Raw genomic sequence first — 18,045 nt, 5'->3', positions numbered from 1 at the left:
CGCACTCTCCTTCGCTCGAGGCGACCCGGCATCAGACCGAGGCCAGCGCGTCGAGTTGCTCGAGGGACTTGTCCAGTTGCTTCAGACCGTCCTTCTCGACCGCCTTGCCGAGTGCACCCTTGATCAGCGCGCCTTCGAAGTCGCCGGAAACCAGGATGGTGCTGCCGCCGTCGCCCTTGGGCTGGATATCGAAGGTGAACTCGGTCTTCACACCGGCCATGCCGGTGCCGCCGAGGGTGAGTGCGCTCGGCTGCCGCACCGAGACGACGGTCCATTCCAGCTTGTTCGCCATACCGAGCATGACGATCTTCGCGATCAGCTTGGCCCCTTCGGTGAGCGTGGCGGGCGGCTCCTCCATGAAGCGCTCGTGAATGGTGAACCACTTGTCCCAGCTGTTCGGGTCGGAGACGACCGCCCAGAGGGCATCGGGGGTGGCGTTGACGTCCTTGGTGGCTTCGATGTGGCCCATGAGTTACTCCTCGTCGAGTGGCGAATAGCCTTGGCATGCCCCGACTTTCATCGAGGCGAGCGGATCAGGTCAGCGGTCGGCCCGCTGGTAGGCAGTGACGACCGCGGCGCCGCCGAGGCCGATGTTGTGTTGGAGGGCGGCAGTGACGTTGTCGACCTGGCGCTTGCGCGCGGTACCGCGCAGCTGCCAGGTGAGTTCGCAGCATTGCGCCAAACCCGTCGCGCCCAAGGGGTGGCCCTTGGAGATCAGGCCGCCCGAGGGGTTCACTACCCATTTGCCGCCGTAGGTGGTCTGGTTGTCGTCGATGAGCTTTCCGGCCTCCCCCTCGCCACAGAGCCCGAGGGCTTCGTAGAGCAGCAGTTCGTTGGCGGAGAAGCAGTCGTGCAACTCGATGACCTGGAAGTCCTCCGCACCGAGGCCGGCCTGCTCGTAAACCTTGCGTGCGGCGTGGACATTCATGTCGTAGCCGATCAGGTTCTTGGCGGTCCCGTCGAAGGTCGAGGCGAAATCGGTGGTCATGGCCTGACCGACGATCTCCACCGCCTGCGCGGCGAGGTCGTGGGTGTTCACGAAGTCCTCGCTCGCCAGGATCACCGCGCCGGAGCCGTCGGAGGTCGGCGAGCACTGCAGCTTGGTGAGCGGGTCGTAGATCATTCGCGAGCCGAGGATGTCATCGAGTGAATAGGCGTCCTGGAACTGTGAATACGGATTGTTCACCGAGTGCTTGTGGTTCTTGTAGCCGATCTTCGCGAAATGCTCGGCAGTGGTGCCGTATTGCTTCATGTGCTCGCGGCCCGCGGCGCCGAACATCCACGGCGCCACCGGGAAAAGCACCTCGGAGATCTCGGCGAGTGCCATGATGTGTTTGGCCATCGGCTGTTCGCGGTCATCCCAGGTGGAGCCGAGCGAACCCGGCTGCATTTTCTCGAATCCGAGCGCCAGCGTGCATTCGGCGAGACCGCCCCGAATCGCCTGTGCCGCAAGGTAGAGCGCGGTCGAGCCTGTCGAACAGTTGTTGTTGACGTTGACGACCGGGATGCCGGTCATGCCCAGTTCATAGACCGCACGCTGCCCCGCGGTCGATTCGCCGTATACGTAGCCGACATAGGCCTGCTCCACCAGGCCATAGGCGATTCCGGCGTCGGCGAGCGCCTTGGTCCCCGACTCCCGAGCCATATCCGGGTAGTCCCAATCGCTGCCGTCTTCGTTCTTGCGGCGGCCAGGCTTCTCGAACTTCGTCATGCCGACGCCGACGACGTAGACCTTGTTCGCCATCGAACTCCTCACGTTGTACCTGCCCCGGTGTGCACTCGGCGGCGGCGATCCGCACGCGGCGCCGACAGTCACCGATCCGTCCGGACCGAACAGAAACAAACATACAGAGCTGTATGTAAGCCCGCAAGGTTGATGAACTACCCAGTTCGGCATTCGCCACAATCGCCAGCTCAGACCCAATCGGTCCGGACATACAGCCGGTCGCGTATGTTGCGGCATCGAGCCACACCACGGCGACGACGTCATCGACCTGCCCCTGTTCGACGGACACCACAATCCGTCGGGCGTACACCGCCCTACATTGTCACCGGATCCGAGTTCGACAGGCCGCACATGATCGCCTCGGCAAGCCGGCCGGGAAAACGAGATCCGGCGCCTCAGTTCACCGGCGCCGTCCACCCACCAGGACAGCGCACCCCTGGCACCCCGGAACCACGACGGGCGCCACACACGCGGCGATCGATGGGAAAGCCCGGTGGCCGTTGCCTATTCGGACTTGTCGACGCGACGGTGGGCGGCCAGCGCGGCGGTTGCGATCTCGCGCAGGTGCACCGAGGCCCGCCGCCAACGCCGATGCGCCCGTTCAGGATCGGGATCGACGAAGTTGGACACCAGGATTCCACGCAGCGCGTCCATCGCGGTATAGACGAAGTCCCGGGCTTCCTTGCGCTGCATCTCATCCGGCACGAATCGGGCGACCGCCATCAGCACGGCGTTGTTCACGAACGGCTCGACCTTCTCCATGGCCGAGGCGAGCACCCGGTCGGTCCGGCCCGCCACCCAGAGCTCCACGGTCGCGATGAACAGCGGCCCTTGGTGCAGTTCCCACAGCGAGTCCAAGGCCGCGCCGACCGGATCCTCGACGCTCTCGATCTTGGACATCTCCCGCATCGCGGTCTCCGCACGCAATTGCGCAAGATGACTGATGGCCGCCACCACCAGATCGGTCTTCGAGCCGAAGTGATGGACCTGAGCCCCGCGGGTGACCCCGGCACGCTCGGCGACCCGGGGTGTCGTCGTCCCGGCGTAGCCATACTCGACCAGGCAGTCGATGGTGGCATCGAGCAGCCGCGTACGCATCTCGCTGCTACGCTGCTCCTGCGTGCGGCGCTGCTGCTTGGGCGCTGCGGACCTGGTCATTCCGGCGATTCTACACTTACATACAGATCTGTATGTTCACGGCGGCCGCAACTGTTCGCCCTCCACTACGGCTGATAAGCAGAACTGATCAGCTGCGCGCGAATTCGGCGTTGTTCCGACACCACCACGTCACCGAGGCTGATCCAGCACGCTGGAACAACACCTGGAGCCGAATTGCCCGCGATCACACCTTTCCGTATCGACATCGAGCAAGCCGACCTCGACGACCTCGCCTACCGCCTGGCGCACACGCGATACGTCGAGGAGCTGCCCGCCCAAGAGATCGCGGGCCGGGTGAACATCGGCATCCCGATACGACCCGGATGGGAGTACGGCGTCCCACTGTCGTTCGTCCGGCCGCTGCATGAGTATTGGCGCGACGGCTTCGACTGGCGTGCACAAGAGCAGTGGCTCAACGCTTTCCCGCAGTTCATCACCGAAATAGACGGTCAGAATATCCATTTCGCGCACGTCACCTCACCGGAGCCGGACGCGACACCGCTGATTCTCCTGCACGGCTGGCCGAGCTCCTTCACCGAATTCCTCGGCCTGGTAGGCGAATTGACCGATCCGCGGGCACACGGTGGTGATCCGGCAGACGCCTTCCACGTAGTGATCCCTTCGTATCCCGGATTCGCCTTCTCCGGCCCGACCCAGGTGGCGGGCTGGCATCCGGTGCGGATGGCGGCGGCGTTCAACGAGCTGATGGACAGGCTCGACTACGACTGCTTCGGCGTGCACGGCAACGACTGTGGGGCCATGGTGGCGCCCGAGATGGGCAGACTCGCCCCCAACCGGGTCATCGGGGTGCACGTGAACCAGATCTTCTCCTTTCCGACGGGCGCACGTGGTGAGCTGGACGGACTCAGCGAGGACGAACTGATGCTGGTGCGGTTCGGACAGAAGTTTCTCGACCACGCCGTCCACGACTCCGCCCAGCGGGCGCAGCCGCAGACCCTCGGTCATGCGCTGTCGGATTCCCCGACCGGACAACTCGCGTGGAGCGGCAGGCTGATCGCGGAGGCGATGACCGCCGACCAACTGCTCACCAATGTGTCGATCTACTGGTTCACCAATACCTCGGCCCCCTCTGCCCGGTTCTACTTCGAGAGCCATCACTCGGCGACGCCGACCGAGCCGACCACCGTGCCGATCGGGTTGGCCTCCTTCGGCGACGGTTTCACCATGCCGCGCAGGTTCGCCGAACGCGACCACACCACCATCGTGCAGTGGAACGAATACGACCGTGGCGGTCACTGGCCCGCACACGAAGCCCCCGAGCTCCTGCTCGCCGACATTCGCGGTTTCTTCAACAAAGTGATCTGAGAACCGCATAACAAAGGCGCTCCGTCCCACGGTCTACCACGACCGGACCTGGCTGCCGGACGGAGTCCGCCGACAATCGCGCCGGGGCGAGCGACGGCGAGGCAGCCGCCCGGTCACACCGCCGGACGGAGTCCGCCGACAATCGCGCCGGGGCGAGCGACGGCGAGGCAGCCGCCTAGTCATACCGCCGGACGGAGTCCGCCGACAATCGCGCCGGGGCGAGCGACGGCGAGGCAGCCGCCTACCAGGTCCGGCCGAGGTAAGCGGACAGCGTCCGGTGCGCCGGATCATCGCCCGATGCCGGGAGCTCGGGTCCGAACATGCCGGGTGTGCGGAAGTTGTCGATACCCATCTCACGCATGATCGCCAGCAGCTCGCCGCATAATTGCTGGTCGAGCCACTGTTCCTGGTCGGTGGCGAGCGCGAGGTCGATACCGTGCACGAGCACTTCGGTCAGGTGGATCACCGCAGCCATGGGACCGGGCACGAGACCGAAACCCAAGCCCACAGTCTGTTCGAGCGCATCGGGGCGATGCCACGCCGCGCTGTCGGCGACCGCCGCTGCTGCGTACGCCCCGTGTGGATTCGCACCGAGCCAGTCGTCGTGATGGTCGCGGTCATGGTCGACACCCTCGAGTTGCGCGGCGAAGATGTTCATGCCGCCGACCACGTGGTTGAGCAGGTAATGGACGTCCCATTCGACGCACGGGGTCGGCGCGGTCATACGGTCGGCCGGGATCCCCTCGACAACGGCGGCGGTCATCTCGATGGCACGGTCGATGCGGTTGATCATGGCGTCCATGTGTTGCTCCAGAAGATGGTGACAGCCGAAAGGATTGGTTCACCGGACCACACTCAGGAGTGCACGGCGATACCGCCCAACTCCTAAACGCAGTCGATAACGGCGTTAATCGGAGCGTAGCGACCAGAACCGCTTAAACGCAAGTGCGAACTGCGTTAAATTGGGTGCCATGGAGGAACGCACCCGCCGCCCCGGCGGTCGCAGCGCCCGCGTCCGCGCGGCGGTGCACCGCGCGGTCACCGAACTCGTCGCCGAACGGGGATACGGGAACTTCACCGTCGCCGAGGTCGCGGCCCGCGCGTGCGTGGCCGATACGAGCATCTACCGCCGCTGGGGCACTCTCGAGGCGCTGGCCATGGAGGTTGCCGTCGATCGACTCACCACCGAGTCCGCGATCCCCGACACCGGAACCCTCGACGGCGATCTGCGCGCCTACGCGGCGAATGCGGCCCGAGATGTGAGCGGCCCCAACGGACTTGCGTTGCTGCGCACGATCCTCGCGCTGATCGATACAGGCGCGGCAGGCGAAGACACCCGCGACCGATTCCTCTCCGACCGCGTCGACCAGATCCAGCGCATGCTCGACCGGGCCACCGCACGCGGCGAAGCCGCTCCCGAGGTGCTCGAGGTCGTCGACATGATCCTGGCACCGATGTACACCCGCGCCCTGTTCGGCACCGGCCCCCTCCGCGAGGCATACGTCGGCACCCTGGTCGACCGCCTGCTCAGCCTCGGAACCCCGAGTGATTCGCCTGCTCCGACGCCGCTGTCCGCGACCGATAAGCCAAACTGATCGGGAACTCGGTGTTGTTCCCGGCAGGCCGTTCTCGCAGGCTAAGGCAGTGTCCGAGATCAGACCGTTCCGTATCGAAATTCCCCAGGCCGACCTGGATGATCTGGCGCAGCGCCTGGCGAACACCCGGTCGGAGCGTCCCTTCGATCAGCTCGGGGGTAATGCCGACTTCGAGCTGCCGGTCCAGCTCAGCTGGGACTACCGGGGACCACGGTCATACGTGCAACCCCTGCTCGAATACTGGCGCGATCGGTTCGACTGGCGCGCGCAAGAACAGCGGCTCAACAGTTTCCCCCAGTTCACCACCGAGATCGACGGACAGAACGTTCATTTCGTGCACGTCCGCTCCCCGGAACCGGACGCGACACCACTGCTTCTCGTCCATGGCTGGCCCAGCTCCTTCACCGAATTTCTCGGCCTGATCGACGAGTTGACCGATCCACGCACGTATGGCGGCGACCCCACCCAGGCTTTTCATGTCGTTATCCCGTCCTACCCCGGCTTCGCGTTCTCCAAGCCTGCGGATCGAGTCGGCTGGCATCCGGTGCGGATCGCCGCCGTCTTCAACGGACTGATGGCCAGACTCGGCTACGACCGGTTCGGCGTGCACGGCAATGACGGCGGTGCCATCGTCGCACCGGAAATGGGCAGACTCGCCCCGGACAAGGTGATCGGCGTGCACGTCGACCAGATCTTCTCCTTCGCCAAGGGGGAACCGGACGAACTGAACGGGCTCAGTGAATTCGAATTGAAGCTGATGGGTTTCGGACAGCAATTCCTCGAACGCGCCATCCACGACTCCACCTGGCGGGCACAACGGCAGGCCATCGGCCCGGCACGCACGGATTCGCCCGCCGCCCTGATCGCGTGGAGCGGGCAGCCCACCTGGAGCGGGCAGATGCTCACCGATTCGATGACGCCGGACGAGCTGCTGACCAATATTTCGATCTACTGGTTCACCAGCACCGCGGCGCCCTCGGCCCGGTTCTCCTTCGAAACCGGCCACGCGGACGCGCCGACCACCGTGCCGATCGGACTGGCTTCCTTCGGCTACGACTTCACGCCGCCGCGCAAGTTCGCCGAACGCGACCACGCCAACATCGTGCAGTGGAACAAGTACGAGATCGGCGGTCACTGGGCGGCCCACGAAGTGCCCGACCTGCTACTTGATGACATCCGCGGCTTCTTCGCGAAGGTGCACTGACACCGCCCCGCCGCTGCTCGCCCCCTCCGTGGGGTCGGTCATCGCAGCGACGCACAGGTGCTCGGAATGATCTCCCACTCCCGGCGTTGCACGACTGCGCGAACCGGGCGATATCGGAAGGCGGTAATGCCGTGGAAATGCGGGATATCGAGATTCTGCTGACGTTGGCCCAGGAGCTGCACTTCGGCCGCACCGCGCAGCGATTGCAGTTGTCCCAGGCGCGGATCAGTCAGTCGATCAAGGGCCAGGAACGGCGTCTCGGCGCGCTTCTCGTCGATCGCACCAACCCACGCAATATCCGGCTGACACCGCTCGGCACGCAACTGTGCGCCGACCTGCTTCCGGCGTATCGCGAGGTGCGACAGGCACTGGACCGGGCGCGGTCGGCCGCGGGCAGCGCCTCCACGATGCTGCGCATCGGCATGGTCGGCGGGAATGCCCACGACTACCGATCGATCTGGCAGACCTTCCGCACCAGACACCCCGAATTCGTGCTGCAGATCCGGTCCGTGTCGTTCACCGACCCGTTCGGCCCGCTGCGCCGCGGCGAGACCGACGTCGTCATCGCCCGGCTACCGGTCGAGGAGTCCGATCTCACGGTGGGACCGGTGCTGTTGTCCGAGCCGATGGTCGCGGCGATGTCCGACAACCGCGAACTGGCCGGGGTCAAAGGCCGCTCCAAGCAACGGATCTCGAGGGTGTCGAATGGTGACGACGTATCCACATACGTGATGGGCTCCGACGACGCCATCCATATCACGCCCGACCAGCCGCCCCAGTACTACAACCGGCCCGGCGGCAGCTTCCGCCACACCACAGACGCGCACCTGCTCCGCTGGGCGCTGGTCTGGCACCGCGAGTTCGAAACCGATCAGATCCGCGCGCTGGCGCGCATCGTCGGCGAATTGGGCAGGATCGACCACCACTGACTGAACCGAAGCGCTGTCATGGGTGCTGGTGGCAGGCTTTCGGGGGCGTCGGTGCGACGTCGAGCGCGGGGTTGCGGTCGAAGAAGCCGACAGGTTTGAGCCAGAAGCTCACGGTGTCGACCGGCATGATCGGCCAGTCCTCCGGGCGGGTGATGTGGTGGATGCCGAAGACATACCAGAGCACTACGTCGGTGTTCACGATGGACCGGTTCGCCGCCGTCCACTCGGGCAGCCCGTGATCGACCTTGCTCTGTGTGACGAATTCACCCGCGGGCCAGCGCTCGTGGGGGGCATTCGGGGTGACCCACAGGGTGTGCTCGATTGCCTTGCAGCGCGCCAGGATCGGCGATCGCGGATCGAACATGGCCGGAATCGCACCCCCCGGCACCAGCTTGTAGGCCGGTGCGGTGCCCAGTCCGTTGGTGGTGTTGTCGTTGGCCACTTTCCAGGCGCGCTGCGTCGACCAGTCGAAGTCCTGCTTACCTTCGCTTTCGGTGCGCAATGGAGTGTTGTTCTGCCGCAACGAAAGTCCGTAGGGGTTGTCCGGTCCCATCGGGACGATCTCGGTCTCGCTGCGGTACACCGTGTTCTCGGTGCCGTCGATGTCCAGATCCAGGCGAGCGACCAGGAAATGCTGATGGAACGGCGCGTAGGTGCGCTGGTCGACCACTGTGCCGTGCGGGTGCGCGCCGCCTGCCGGGAAATGACCGACAACCATGATTCCGGTCGCGCGGACCTCGCACTCGATATTGCCGTCCTGGTAGAAGCGCCAGTAGACGAGGTACTCGTAGTTCGCGACGGTAACGTGGAAAGACACTGTCAGCCTGCGCATTCGGCGCACCTCGGCGCCGGCGTGATGGTCGACGTGCTTCCACAGGACCGCGTTGTCCTCTTCATGGACGCAGATGGCGTTGCTGATCGTGACGGGTGCACCGCTGCTGTTGTGCACCACCGCATCGAGGTAGCGGATCTCACCGAGGCAATCGCAGCCCAGTTCGAGCGAGGTGGTCATGAATCCGATGCCCCACTCCCCGATGTCGAAGGCCGTTCGGCGGTAGTGGTCGGTGCAGTGATCCCGGTACGGAACCATCATCTCGGCGAACGAGAGCCGGTTCGCAATCGAGCGGATGCGGCCGCCGTCGTTGTACTTCACCGCATGCAGTGTCATGCCCTCGCGATAGTTGAAACCGACGCGCAGCGACCAGTTCTGCCACTCGACCTTATTGCCGCCACCGAAAAGGACGGCCCATCCGGCTGGGTTATCTCCAAGGGACGCAATGGTTCCCGGGTACTCGCGGCGCGAATCCGGTCCGGGACGTGGCGGGGGACGTACTCGCCCATGATCTCCGGGGTGTCGACCGAGCCGGTGTCCTCGATCTCGAGTAGCTCCATGGTGTTCATGTCGATGACGCAGTGGAATCCGTTGACCGGCCCGGCATAGGGGTTCGCGCCGTCGGCGGCCCTGACCCAGGTATCGGACCAGCCGAGCCTGCGACCTCGATACCGCGGCGGCAGCACCGCGTCACCGTAGGTCCAGGTGTCCATGAACACCAGGCTCATGTCGGTGATCCCCCGCGCGGCCAAGGCGGCGATCACTTCGGGATGCGCGCGCAGCGCCTCGTCGGCCTCCTCCCATTCGTCGAGGGTGAAGTTCGCCTGCACTCCGGGCAGATGTGTCCAGGACAGCACGGTGCCGGTGGTCAGCGAGACGAGCGCCTTGTAGGTCTTGTTCTCGGCCCGCTCGAAACACACCACGTGTGCCCTGCGGTCGGGCACCACTGTGTCGGCATCGAACGCCGCTATCTCGGACTTCGAGGGCTCGGCGAGTTCGATCGACGCGTACCGCCAGCCGGGGCCGACACCGTGCGTACGGCTCAGTACGGCGACAACTCCACGGAACTCGTCGGACGACAGCGGATCGAGCGGATGGAACGTATCGGCCACGATTACTCCCTACCGGTCGAAGGTCGTCGGTGTGACGGGATCGCTACAACTTCGCTACGCCGACCCTACGACGCCGAGCAACTCTTTCGGCACTGTTCGGGCCGCACCGTGACAGGCGGCATCCGCGACCGGCAGCAACCACCAGCAGACGATGAGCGGTAGCGCCATCCCCATCGTGTCGCGGCACTCAGCCGTAGGACGCACCGGACGACAGCCCGTCAGGAGGTCACAGCGAATTGTCCTCGACCGTGCCGCTGTACTGCTCTCACACGGGCACAACACCGACCCGCTGAGCCAGCCGACCGAGATCCCCGGTCGTGAGATCGCGGCGCGCGGTGCGCATCATGTGCCCAACGAGTTCCCGCACGATCGGCATCGCTCGTGCGTGCTGGGGCGCGGCGTGTTCGGCACGCAGCAGGGCATTCAGCGCGCTCCGGTGGTCACGTTGCATGGTGTGCGCGCGTCCTACCTCCACGAAGAACTGAGCGCGGCGCGCATCGGCAGGCAGATCGGCCGGTGACAACGTTGGCTCGAGGTCGAGCACTTGCCCCGGTTCGCGCCGCTCCATGGCAGCGGACATCTTCCACAAGGTGACGTTCGCCGCGCCGAAGGTTCGATTCCGTGCCTGACTCGCTCCCGCTGGGGCATCGTCGAGCCTGCCCGCTTGCTCGGCCGCTTCGGCAAGGTGCGGTTGTGGGTCCTTACCCATCGTGGCGGACACCAACGACGCTTGCAGGTGCAGCATCCCTACCGTCTCGATATCGCCGCGGGTGCGCACATCGGGCACAAGGCGATCGGCGACCTGTTCGGACTGCTCGAGCGCAGCGGGCAGTGCGCCGGGCCGTGACATCAAGATTTGGCTGCGCAGATAGGAAACGGCCGCGAGCGATGCGGTACCTCCGGTCTCCCGGGCGGCGCGTTCGGATTCCTGCGCGGCCGTCCAGGACAACGCCTCATACCCGCGTGAGCGCAGCGCAGAGGCCACGCCGTAGACGATCGCGCCGTGGATGTCCCACGCCTGCGGGGAGCCATTGTCGCGCACATGACGAAACGAGTCCGTGAGCATCGGAACCAACAGTGGCCCGAGCGCTGCGTAGTCGCCATTCTGCCGGTAGAGGGTGGCCTCCTTGGCCGCTGTCGCCAATTCCTCGAGGCTGCGCGGTAGACGGGTGTCGGTCACGTTGCCTTGCGACCAGAGCACAGCCTCCAACTCCGGCACCACGGAATGGAATCCGGCGGTGGACGGGTCGAGCTTGTCTTGCTCGTGCCCAGTCAGGTCACCCAGCGTCACACCGAGCGCTTGCGCCAGCGCCAGCATGGTCCGGCGGGAGTCGATCGGCCGTAGTCCCGCCTCATACTTGGCAAGCACCGATCGGCCCAATCCAGCCCTATCGGCAAGCACCTGTTGGGTGATCCCCCGCCGCGCCCGGATCGCGCGTACCCGCTGGCCGATGTAGGTATTCGGTTCGTCGGTCATGTGCGCTCCCTGCGCTTTCCCTGCCACGTTCCCACGCCTTACGTGCATTGTTCCACGGAGGAACACACTTCCGTACCTGCGTTGCAAAGCTAGTGTCAGCCCGCCGCCGGGTTGATGCGAAGTCCTCGGCGGCGGGTGCCTACCAACTAGACAGCGGAAGGCGCAGGGGAATGGGAGCGCTCGCGTGGTTAGACCCGACATCACCGACTTCGGAATGGGACGAGGCCCAAATTCGTCGTTTGGCCCGGCGATTGGGCTACGTGCTGCACTGGGCCGACGCAGGCTCGGTACTCGGTCTGGTCGAACAGGCCGCCGGGTTAGGCGTCGACGTGGTGCTGTTGCCGTCCTCGGCACACCTGGACGCCCAAACCCTGAATCGACTGATGGGGTTTGCTGATGTCGAATGCGCTTGCCCACGTGAGTCTTTCGCCCGCTGGTCCCTGCTCGGCGGGGTGCACCGATGATCGCGCTCGGGTGGGTGGTCGTGTTCGGGTGGGTGGTCGTGTTCGGCCTGCCCCTGACCGTGGTCTTTGCAGCGATCTTCTGGCCCGAACGCATCCCGAAAGACCGGACTGTCGAGGCCATTCGACGACGGGTCGAGTCGGAGAAATCCGACTGCCCGGAAGGAAGGCGACTTCTGACCGCCGATCGCGATGGCCGACGGCCTCGACCGCTCTCAACAGACAGCGGTAAGTAGATAGATAGGGGAAGTGATGAGGAACCTGATCAGGGTGGCGTTGCTCACCGGATTCGGCGTCGGCTCGACCCTCGTCGGCGGCGCTACCGGTGCCGCTTCGGCCGACAACGTCGTGTGTTTCATCCACGCGATCGAGCCATGGAAAACCGACCACAAATCGATAGCGCCGATCAACTTCGGGTTCAAGGTGCACTGCACCGGAAAGCCCGCGTTGCGCAACGTGACTACGAAGCTCTGGCGCTACGACCCGAAGGACGGCAAGCACTATGTTCACTCCGAACGCAACGACAACACCACCGATCCCGACGTCGAAACGCTGTACTCGGCGTCGTGCTCGTCGGCCGGGGTCCTCTACCAGTTCCACACCGAGGCGATCGTGAACGCGTTTAATGGCAACTGGGACCGCGAACCCGACAACAGCAGCACAATCGCGGCGATCTGCTAACAACAACGGAAGGGCGTAGCCGAATGACGACTCTCGAGCAACACCCAGCGGTCGCAGTGGCAACCCGCGCCCTCACGGGCAGTGACCGGGACCTGAACCCGGTCACTGCCGTCATCCGGGACGATGTCGCTGCCGTCCTCATCGACGGTGCACAGGGCCGATGGATCGTGTTCGCCGATCCGCGTGGCGGCGAATGGTTCGTGGAGGGCACTACGTTCGGTGCGCCGCGACCGGCCGGGCCGCGTAGCGACCGCTCACCGGATAACATGCCGCTCCAACGTTTGCGTATTAGGTTTCACAGTGACAGCAAGGGCGACGGAGGCTGGTTAGCCATGACCGGTCTCGCCGCCCACGACGCGGTGTCGGTCTCGATGGGCTCCGGACTCGACGAAGCCGTCGCATCCGTCACTGATGACGGTCTCGTCTTCGCCGTCATTCGAGCGCGCGTCGATGACGATCCGAGCGTCTACGTGAACACCCGCGACGGACGGCGCATATCGGCCGTAGCGCGCGAAAGCTGAGAGGATCGATAGCGCAGCCGAAAGTAGCTGGGAAAATAAGGGGGACAGGCCAAACCGGATCGACCCGAAGACCTCCCGAAGGCCGTGAAGGTCATTCAGGCCGTTCGATGAACGACTGGCACGAACACGTCAAGGCCGTCGTAGACCCGGCTCCTCCATTGCGAGACAGCCAGCGAGAGGCAGACGCCCGGACGCGGCCCATCAGGAGTGCACAGTGCGCCGCGCGGTCCAGACCGTGATGGTGAACAGCACGACGCCGAGTATCGCGAGGCCGGCACCGACCGTCGCGGGAGCCGTGTAACCGAGGCCCGCGGCGATCACGAGACCGCCGAGCCACGCGCCCGCGGCATTGGCGATGTTGAGAGCGGCATGGTTGAGGGCAGCGGCGAGGGTTTGGGCGTCTGCGGCGACATCCATCAGCCGGGTCTGGAGGGCAGGGGCAAGTGCCGCGCCCGAGCCGCCGATGAGGAAGGCGCCGATACCAGCGGTGTACGGGTTGTGTGCGGCGGCGACAAATCCCGCGAGGATGACGACCATCGCGCCGAGGGCGGCGAAGATCGCGAAATCGACGCCGCGGTCGGCCAGGACGCCGCCGATGATATTGCCTGCCACCATGCCGAGGCCGAAGAGCATGAGGACCACCGGGACCAGACCCGCTCGCATACCGGCGACGTCGGTGAGCGTGGTGGTGATGTAGGTGTAGACGGCGAACATGCCGCCGAAACCGATCGCGCCGACGAGCAGAGTCAGCAGAACTTGCGGACGACGCAGCGCACCGAGTTCGGTCATCGGGTTGGTGGTTCTGATGCCGGTGAGCTCGGGCACGTAACGCAGGAGGGCGGCCACGGTCGCCAGTCCGATCACCGTGACCACGATGAACGCGTCCCGCCAGCCGAGATGCTGACCCAGCCAGGTAGCTCCGGGAACGCCGACAACGTTGGCGGCGCTCAAACCCAGCATAACCGCAGCAACAGCCTTCGCCCGTTGCCCCACCGGGGCAAGAGTCGCGGCCGCCAGCGAGGCGACGCCGAAATAGGCGCCGTGCGGTAGGCCGGCGAGGAAACGCGCGACGACGAGGGTCGCGAAGGTCGGCGCGAGGACGGTCAAAGCATTTCCGATGGTGAACGCCACCATCAGCACAACGAGCAGCCGCTTGCGCGGCACCCGGGCGCACAGGGCCGCGATCAGCGGAGCGCCGACGACCACGCCGAGCGCATACGCCGACACCGCGTGCCCGGCCGTCGGCTCCGCGACACTCATGGCGCTCGCGATGTCGGGTAGCAAACCCATCGTGACGAACTCGGTCGTCCCGATCCCGAACCCGCCGAGCGCGAGCGCGAGCATCGCCGGAATATGCCAATCCGTCCGCTCGGCCTCGACTGGTGCGGTGGGCGACGTGGCTACGGGACTGGTCACGTAGTCATGTAACCGCCTGCCTGCCGCTTCCGCTTCCCGAGCAAACGTGAGTTCGCCCACCTCAGCGTCGATATATCGCACAGGTCAACGTGCGCACACCCCATATGAGCAGCCACCGGGCAATCCGACGCTCAGCCGGGATGCAGTGGCTCGCGTCGTTCGAAGGTGCGCCGGTACTCGGCGGGTGACACACCGATGACGCCGGCGAAATGACGGCGCAGGTTGGCCGCCGTGCCCAGGCCGGACATGCTGCTGATCCGATCGATGCCGAAATCACTGGATTCCAAGAGAGATTGGGCGTGTGAGAGCCGCTGGCCGAGCAGCCATTGCATCGGCGTCGCGCCGGTCGCCTGCTGCACGTGCCGGAAGAAGGTGCGCGGACTCATGTTCGCCTTCGCCGCGAGCGTGTCCACGGTGAGCGGCTGGTCGAGATTGGCGATGGCCCACTGCAGCACCGGTCCGATGCCGTCGTCGGCCCGCGGCGGAATGGACAGTTCGACGAATTGCGCCTGACCACCGGAACGGTGCGGCGGAATCACCATCCGTCGCGCCAACCGGTTGGCGATCACCGCGCCGAAGTCACGGCGGACCAGGTGCAGACAGAGATCGAGGGCGGCCGCCATGCCCGCACTGGTGAGCACATCGCCGTCATCGACGTAGAGCACCGACTCGTTGACCTCGATGTCGGGATATCGCCTGGACAGGACCTCTGCGTGCTCCCAGTGCACAGTGGCCCGCCGCCCGTCCAGGATGCCCGCGGCGGCGAGGGCGAAGATCCCGTCGCACAGCGCGACCATGCGTGCACCGCGACGGTGCGCCGCGGCGAGCGCATCGACGAGTTCGGGTGGTATTTCGCGTTCGGCGGTCACGAAGTCGTGTGCCACCGAGGGCACGATCACGGTATCGGCGGCCAGCAGGTCGGCGAGACCGTGTTCGGCTCGCAGGTAGGTGCCGAACCCGATCGGCTGGGCGTGCTGCTCCGGCGTCACTGCGCAGACCTTCAGTTCGTACCAGGAGTCGGAGAGATCCGGCTGCGGGGTGCCGAAGATCGAGGCCACCACGCCCAGCTCGTAGAGATCCCACGGATGCAGCGCACCGGGAGCGACGGCCAACGCGACAGTTCGACCGGTCATGAGTCGATGTTATGGCAGTAATCGTTCGCTTGTCGTCAGTTCTGCCACTGATATTTTCCCGTCGGAGCGCGAAGACTGAGTTCGGGCGCCCACCAACCGAACTCAGGAATCGACGGAGGAATCGTGAACGACAATCGGACATCGGTGACCGTGTTGGGCCTCGGCCGCATCGGCGCGACGGTCGCGGAGATCTTCTTGCGCAACGGCCACCCGACCACCGTGTGGAACCGGTCATCGGGCAAGGCCGCACATCTGGACGAACTCGGAGCCGTGCGCGCTGCGACGCCCGCGGCGGCCGTGGCCGCCGGCGCGCTGATCGTGGTCACGGCGGCCGACACCCCCGCGGGTGCCGCGATTCTCGCGTCCGCTCCCGACGCGCTGCGCGGACGCACCGTCCTCAATCTCGCGACCGGCCGTCCGGACGAGGCACGCGAGCTGGCGTCCTGGATCGCCGAGCGCGACGGGCATTACCTGGACGGCGGGATCCTCGGCGTGCCACAGACACTCGGCACGCCGGACACCATGGTCACCTACAGCGGCTCGCCCGAAGCGCACGCGGCGCACGGCGGCACCATCGCCGAGCTCGGCACCGCGAAATACCTGGGTGCGGACACGGGCCTCGCCGCACTGCACGACATGGCGGTATTGGCCGGTATGTACGGGCTGTTCGGCGGTTTCTTCCAAGCGGCGGCGATGGTCGGCAGCGCGGGCTTCCCCGCGGGCGAGTTCACCGCAGAGTTCTTGATGCCGTGGCTGCGCTCCATCATCGACGTGCTGCCGACCCTGGCCGAGGAGATCGACTCACGGCAGTTCGAGGTCAATTTCTCCGACCTGGCGGGCAATCGGGCCGGTCTGCGCAATATCCGGACCGCCAGCCACGATCAGGGCGTCGCGACAGACCTGCTCGACCCTTTGCAGCGCATGTTCGATGAACAGGCGGAACTGGGCAATGGCGCCGACAGCTTCACCCGCGTCGTCAGCGGTCTACTCGGCGCCGCAGTATCCGAGCGGAGTTGACCGGCCCGACCAGGAAACAGTTCGGGCACCCGTACCACTTGCCGATCGGAGCGACCGGCATGCGGTCGCCGTGGCGTGGTGCGGGTGCCCGTTGGTTCGCGCCCGGCGCCGGAATGTTCCAGCGCCGGGAGTGGTGGTGGGGGTTCGGTCAGCGCAGGGCGCGGGCCAGGTTGGCGTCGAGCGCGCCGAGGAATTCCTCGGTGGTCAGGTAGCCCTGGTCGCCGCCCACGAGCGCGGCCAGGTCCTTGGTCATCTGCCCGCCTTCGACGGTCTTGATGACGACGTCCTCGAGGGTCTGCGCGAAGCCGATCACCTCGGGGGTGTTGTCCAGCTTGCCGCGGTGTTCGAGACCACGGGTCCAGGCGAAGATCGACGCGATCGGGTTGGTCGAGGTCGGCTTGCCCTGCTGGTGCTGGCGGTAGTGCCGGGTGACCGTGCCGTGTGCGGCCTCGGCCTCGCAGGTGCGCCCGTCCGGGGTCAGCAGCACCGAGGTCATCAGACCGAGCGAGCCGAAGCCCTGCGCGACCGTATCGGACTGCACGTCGCCGTCGTAGTTCTTGCAAGCCCAGACGTAGCCGCCCTCCCATTTCATGGAGGAGGCCACCATGTCGTCGATCAGCCGGTGCTCGTAGGTGAGCCCCGCCGCGTCGAACTGGGTCTTGAATTCGGCGTCGAAGACCTCCTGGAAGGTGTCCTTGAACATGCCGTCGTAGGCCTTCAGGATGGTGTTCTTCGTGGACATGTACACCGGGTAGTTCTGCGCGAGTCCGTAGTTGAACGACGCGCGCGCGAAATCCTCGATGGACTTCTTGAAGTTGTACATACCCATCACGACGCCGCCGTCCTCGGGCATTTTCACGACCTCGTGCACGATCGGCTCGCTGCCGTCGTCCGGGGTGAACGTGAGGGTGACGGTACCGCCCTCGAACACCTTGAAGTCGGTGGCGCGGTACTGGTCGCCGAAGGCATGACGGCCGATGATGATCGGCTTGGTCCAGCCGGGCACCAGGCGCGGGACGTTCGAAATAATGATCGGAGCGCGGAAGATCGTGCCGCCGAGAATGTTGCGGATGGTGCCGTTGGGCGACCGCCACATCTTCTTCAGGCCGAACTCCTCGACGCGCGCCTCATCCGGGGTGATGGTGGCGCACTTCACGCCGACACCATGCTCCTTGATGGCGTTGGCGGCGTCGATGGTGACCTGGTCGTCCGTCTTGTCCCGGTACTCGATGCCGAGGTCGTAGTACTCGAGGTTCACGTCGAGATACGGGTGGATCAGCTTGTCCTTGATGAACTGCCAGATGATCCGAGTCATCTCGTCGCCGTCGAGTTCTACGACGGTGCCTTCAACCTTGATCTTGGACATGGATCTTCGTGTCCTCCTAGGATGGTGCCCTCATTGCACGGCCAGGCGAACACGCTTGTGAGCGGACCCCAGCTGTTCCAAAGACAACGTA

General features: G+C 65.4%; 17 protein-coding genes and 1 pseudogene. 9 read left to right on the top strand and 9 right to left on the bottom strand.

What is annotated here, in order from left to right; translation table 11 throughout:
• Positions 1-31 precede the first annotated feature (31 nt).
• The 3 genes from AB0M74_RS13605 to AB0M74_RS13595 form a co-directional block, all read right to left on the bottom strand.
• Complete coding sequence (locus tag AB0M74_RS13605) at positions 32-469, bottom strand: SRPBCC family protein (RefSeq protein ID WP_364906060.1); 438 nt, start codon at positions 467-469, stop codon at positions 32-34.
• A gap of 69 nt (positions 470-538) precedes the next feature.
• Positions 539-1,744 (bottom strand): lipid-transfer protein, encoded by a 1,206-nt coding sequence (locus AB0M74_RS13600; protein WP_364906057.1) that lies wholly within the window; start codon positions 1,742-1,744, stop codon positions 539-541.
• A 486-nt stretch (positions 1,745-2,230) separates the two neighbouring features.
• Positions 2,231-2,884: a helix-turn-helix domain-containing protein gene (locus AB0M74_RS13595; protein WP_364906054.1), complete on the bottom strand. Its 654-nt coding sequence runs from the start codon at positions 2,882-2,884 to the stop codon at positions 2,231-2,233.
• 174 nt (positions 2,885-3,058) lie between these two features.
• On the opposite strand from AB0M74_RS13595, the gene AB0M74_RS13590 reads away from it, so the two are divergent.
• Positions 3,059-4,210, top strand: coding sequence for an epoxide hydrolase family protein (locus AB0M74_RS13590; RefSeq protein ID WP_364906051.1), 1,152 nt, complete (start codon positions 3,059-3,061; stop codon positions 4,208-4,210).
• 241 nt (positions 4,211-4,451) lie between these two features.
• On the opposite strand, the gene AB0M74_RS13585 is transcribed toward AB0M74_RS13590, so the two are convergent.
• Positions 4,452-5,012, bottom strand: a complete 561-nt coding sequence (locus AB0M74_RS13585; RefSeq protein ID WP_364906048.1) for a TIGR03086 family metal-binding protein — start codon at positions 5,010-5,012, stop codon at positions 4,452-4,454.
• A gap of 169 nt (positions 5,013-5,181) precedes the next feature.
• Here AB0M74_RS13585 and AB0M74_RS13580 point away from each other — a divergent pair, with 169 nt between their 5' ends.
• From AB0M74_RS13580 to AB0M74_RS13570, 3 genes are all read left to right on the top strand, one after another.
• On the top strand, positions 5,182-5,805 hold the full coding sequence (locus AB0M74_RS13580; protein ID WP_364906046.1) for a TetR/AcrR family transcriptional regulator: 624 nt from the start codon (positions 5,182-5,184) through the stop codon (positions 5,803-5,805).
• A 49-nt stretch (positions 5,806-5,854) separates the two neighbouring features.
• Positions 5,855-7,009 (top strand): epoxide hydrolase family protein, encoded by a 1,155-nt coding sequence (locus tag AB0M74_RS13575; RefSeq protein ID WP_364906043.1) that lies wholly within the window; start codon positions 5,855-5,857, stop codon positions 7,007-7,009.
• Between the two features lie 137 nt (positions 7,010-7,146).
• Positions 7,147-7,938: a LysR family transcriptional regulator gene (locus tag AB0M74_RS13570; protein ID WP_364906545.1), complete on the top strand. Its 792-nt coding sequence runs from the start codon at positions 7,147-7,149 to the stop codon at positions 7,936-7,938.
• Positions 7,939-7,954: 16 nt separating this feature from the next.
• Here the strand turns inward: AB0M74_RS13570 and AB0M74_RS13565 are convergent.
• Positions 7,955-9,885 (bottom strand): annotated as a pseudogene (locus tag AB0M74_RS13565) (primary-amine oxidase).
• Between the two features lie 262 nt (positions 9,886-10,147).
• A complete protein-coding gene (locus AB0M74_RS13560) occupies positions 10,148-11,359 on the bottom strand; it encodes a helix-turn-helix transcriptional regulator (RefSeq protein WP_364906041.1) in 1,212 nt (403 codons plus the stop codon).
• A gap of 239 nt (positions 11,360-11,598) precedes the next feature.
• Between AB0M74_RS13560 and AB0M74_RS13555 the strand changes: the two genes are divergently transcribed.
• The 4 genes from AB0M74_RS13555 to AB0M74_RS13540 are packed head-to-tail and all read left to right on the top strand — an operon-like array spanning position 11,599 to position 13,022.
• The gene (locus AB0M74_RS13555) at positions 11,599-11,823 is read left to right on the top strand and encodes a hypothetical protein (RefSeq protein WP_364906038.1); all 225 of its coding nucleotides are present in this window, start codon (positions 11,599-11,601) and stop codon (positions 11,821-11,823) included.
• A complete protein-coding gene (locus AB0M74_RS13550; RefSeq protein WP_364906035.1) occupies positions 11,820-12,056 on the top strand; it encodes a hypothetical protein in 237 nt (78 codons plus the stop codon). The genes AB0M74_RS13555 and AB0M74_RS13550 overlap by 4 nt, the downstream gene beginning before the upstream one ends.
• A 16-nt stretch (positions 12,057-12,072) precedes the next feature.
• Complete coding sequence (locus AB0M74_RS13545; protein ID WP_364906032.1) at positions 12,073-12,501, top strand: hypothetical protein; 429 nt, start codon at positions 12,073-12,075, stop codon at positions 12,499-12,501.
• Between the two features lie 23 nt (positions 12,502-12,524).
• Positions 12,525-13,022 carry a hypothetical protein gene (locus AB0M74_RS13540; protein WP_364906029.1) on the top strand — a complete coding sequence of 166 codons (498 nt, stop codon included), beginning with the start codon at positions 12,525-12,527 and terminating at the stop codon, positions 13,020-13,022.
• 201 nt (positions 13,023-13,223) lie between these two features.
• Here the strand turns inward: AB0M74_RS13540 and AB0M74_RS13535 are convergent, their stop codons facing one another.
• The gene (locus AB0M74_RS13535) at positions 13,224-14,375 is read right to left on the bottom strand and encodes an MFS transporter (RefSeq protein WP_364906543.1); all 1,152 of its coding nucleotides are present in this window, start codon (positions 14,373-14,375) and stop codon (positions 13,224-13,226) included.
• Between the two features lie 194 nt (positions 14,376-14,569).
• Positions 14,570-15,571 carry a helix-turn-helix domain-containing protein gene (locus AB0M74_RS13530; protein ID WP_364906026.1) on the bottom strand — a complete coding sequence of 334 codons (1,002 nt, stop codon included), beginning with the start codon at positions 15,569-15,571 and terminating at the stop codon, positions 14,570-14,572.
• 123 nt (positions 15,572-15,694) lie between these two features.
• Between AB0M74_RS13530 and AB0M74_RS13525 the strand changes: the two genes are divergently transcribed.
• On the top strand, positions 15,695-16,588 hold the full coding sequence (locus AB0M74_RS13525) for an NAD(P)-binding domain-containing protein (protein WP_364906023.1): 894 nt from the start codon (positions 15,695-15,697) through the stop codon (positions 16,586-16,588).
• Between the two features lie 148 nt (positions 16,589-16,736).
• Here the strand turns inward: AB0M74_RS13525 and AB0M74_RS13520 are convergent, their stop codons facing one another.
• A complete protein-coding gene (locus AB0M74_RS13520) occupies positions 16,737-17,954 on the bottom strand; it encodes an NADP-dependent isocitrate dehydrogenase (protein WP_364906020.1) in 1,218 nt (405 codons plus the stop codon).
• Positions 17,955-18,045: the final 91 nt, after the last annotated feature.

Source organism: Nocardia sp. NPDC051463 (assembly GCF_040681975.1).
GTDB lineage: Bacteria > Actinomycetota > Actinomycetes > Mycobacteriales > Mycobacteriaceae > Nocardia.
Note: the sequence above shows the minus strand (reverse complement) of the source record. Positions and strands in the feature narration are given on the sequence as shown.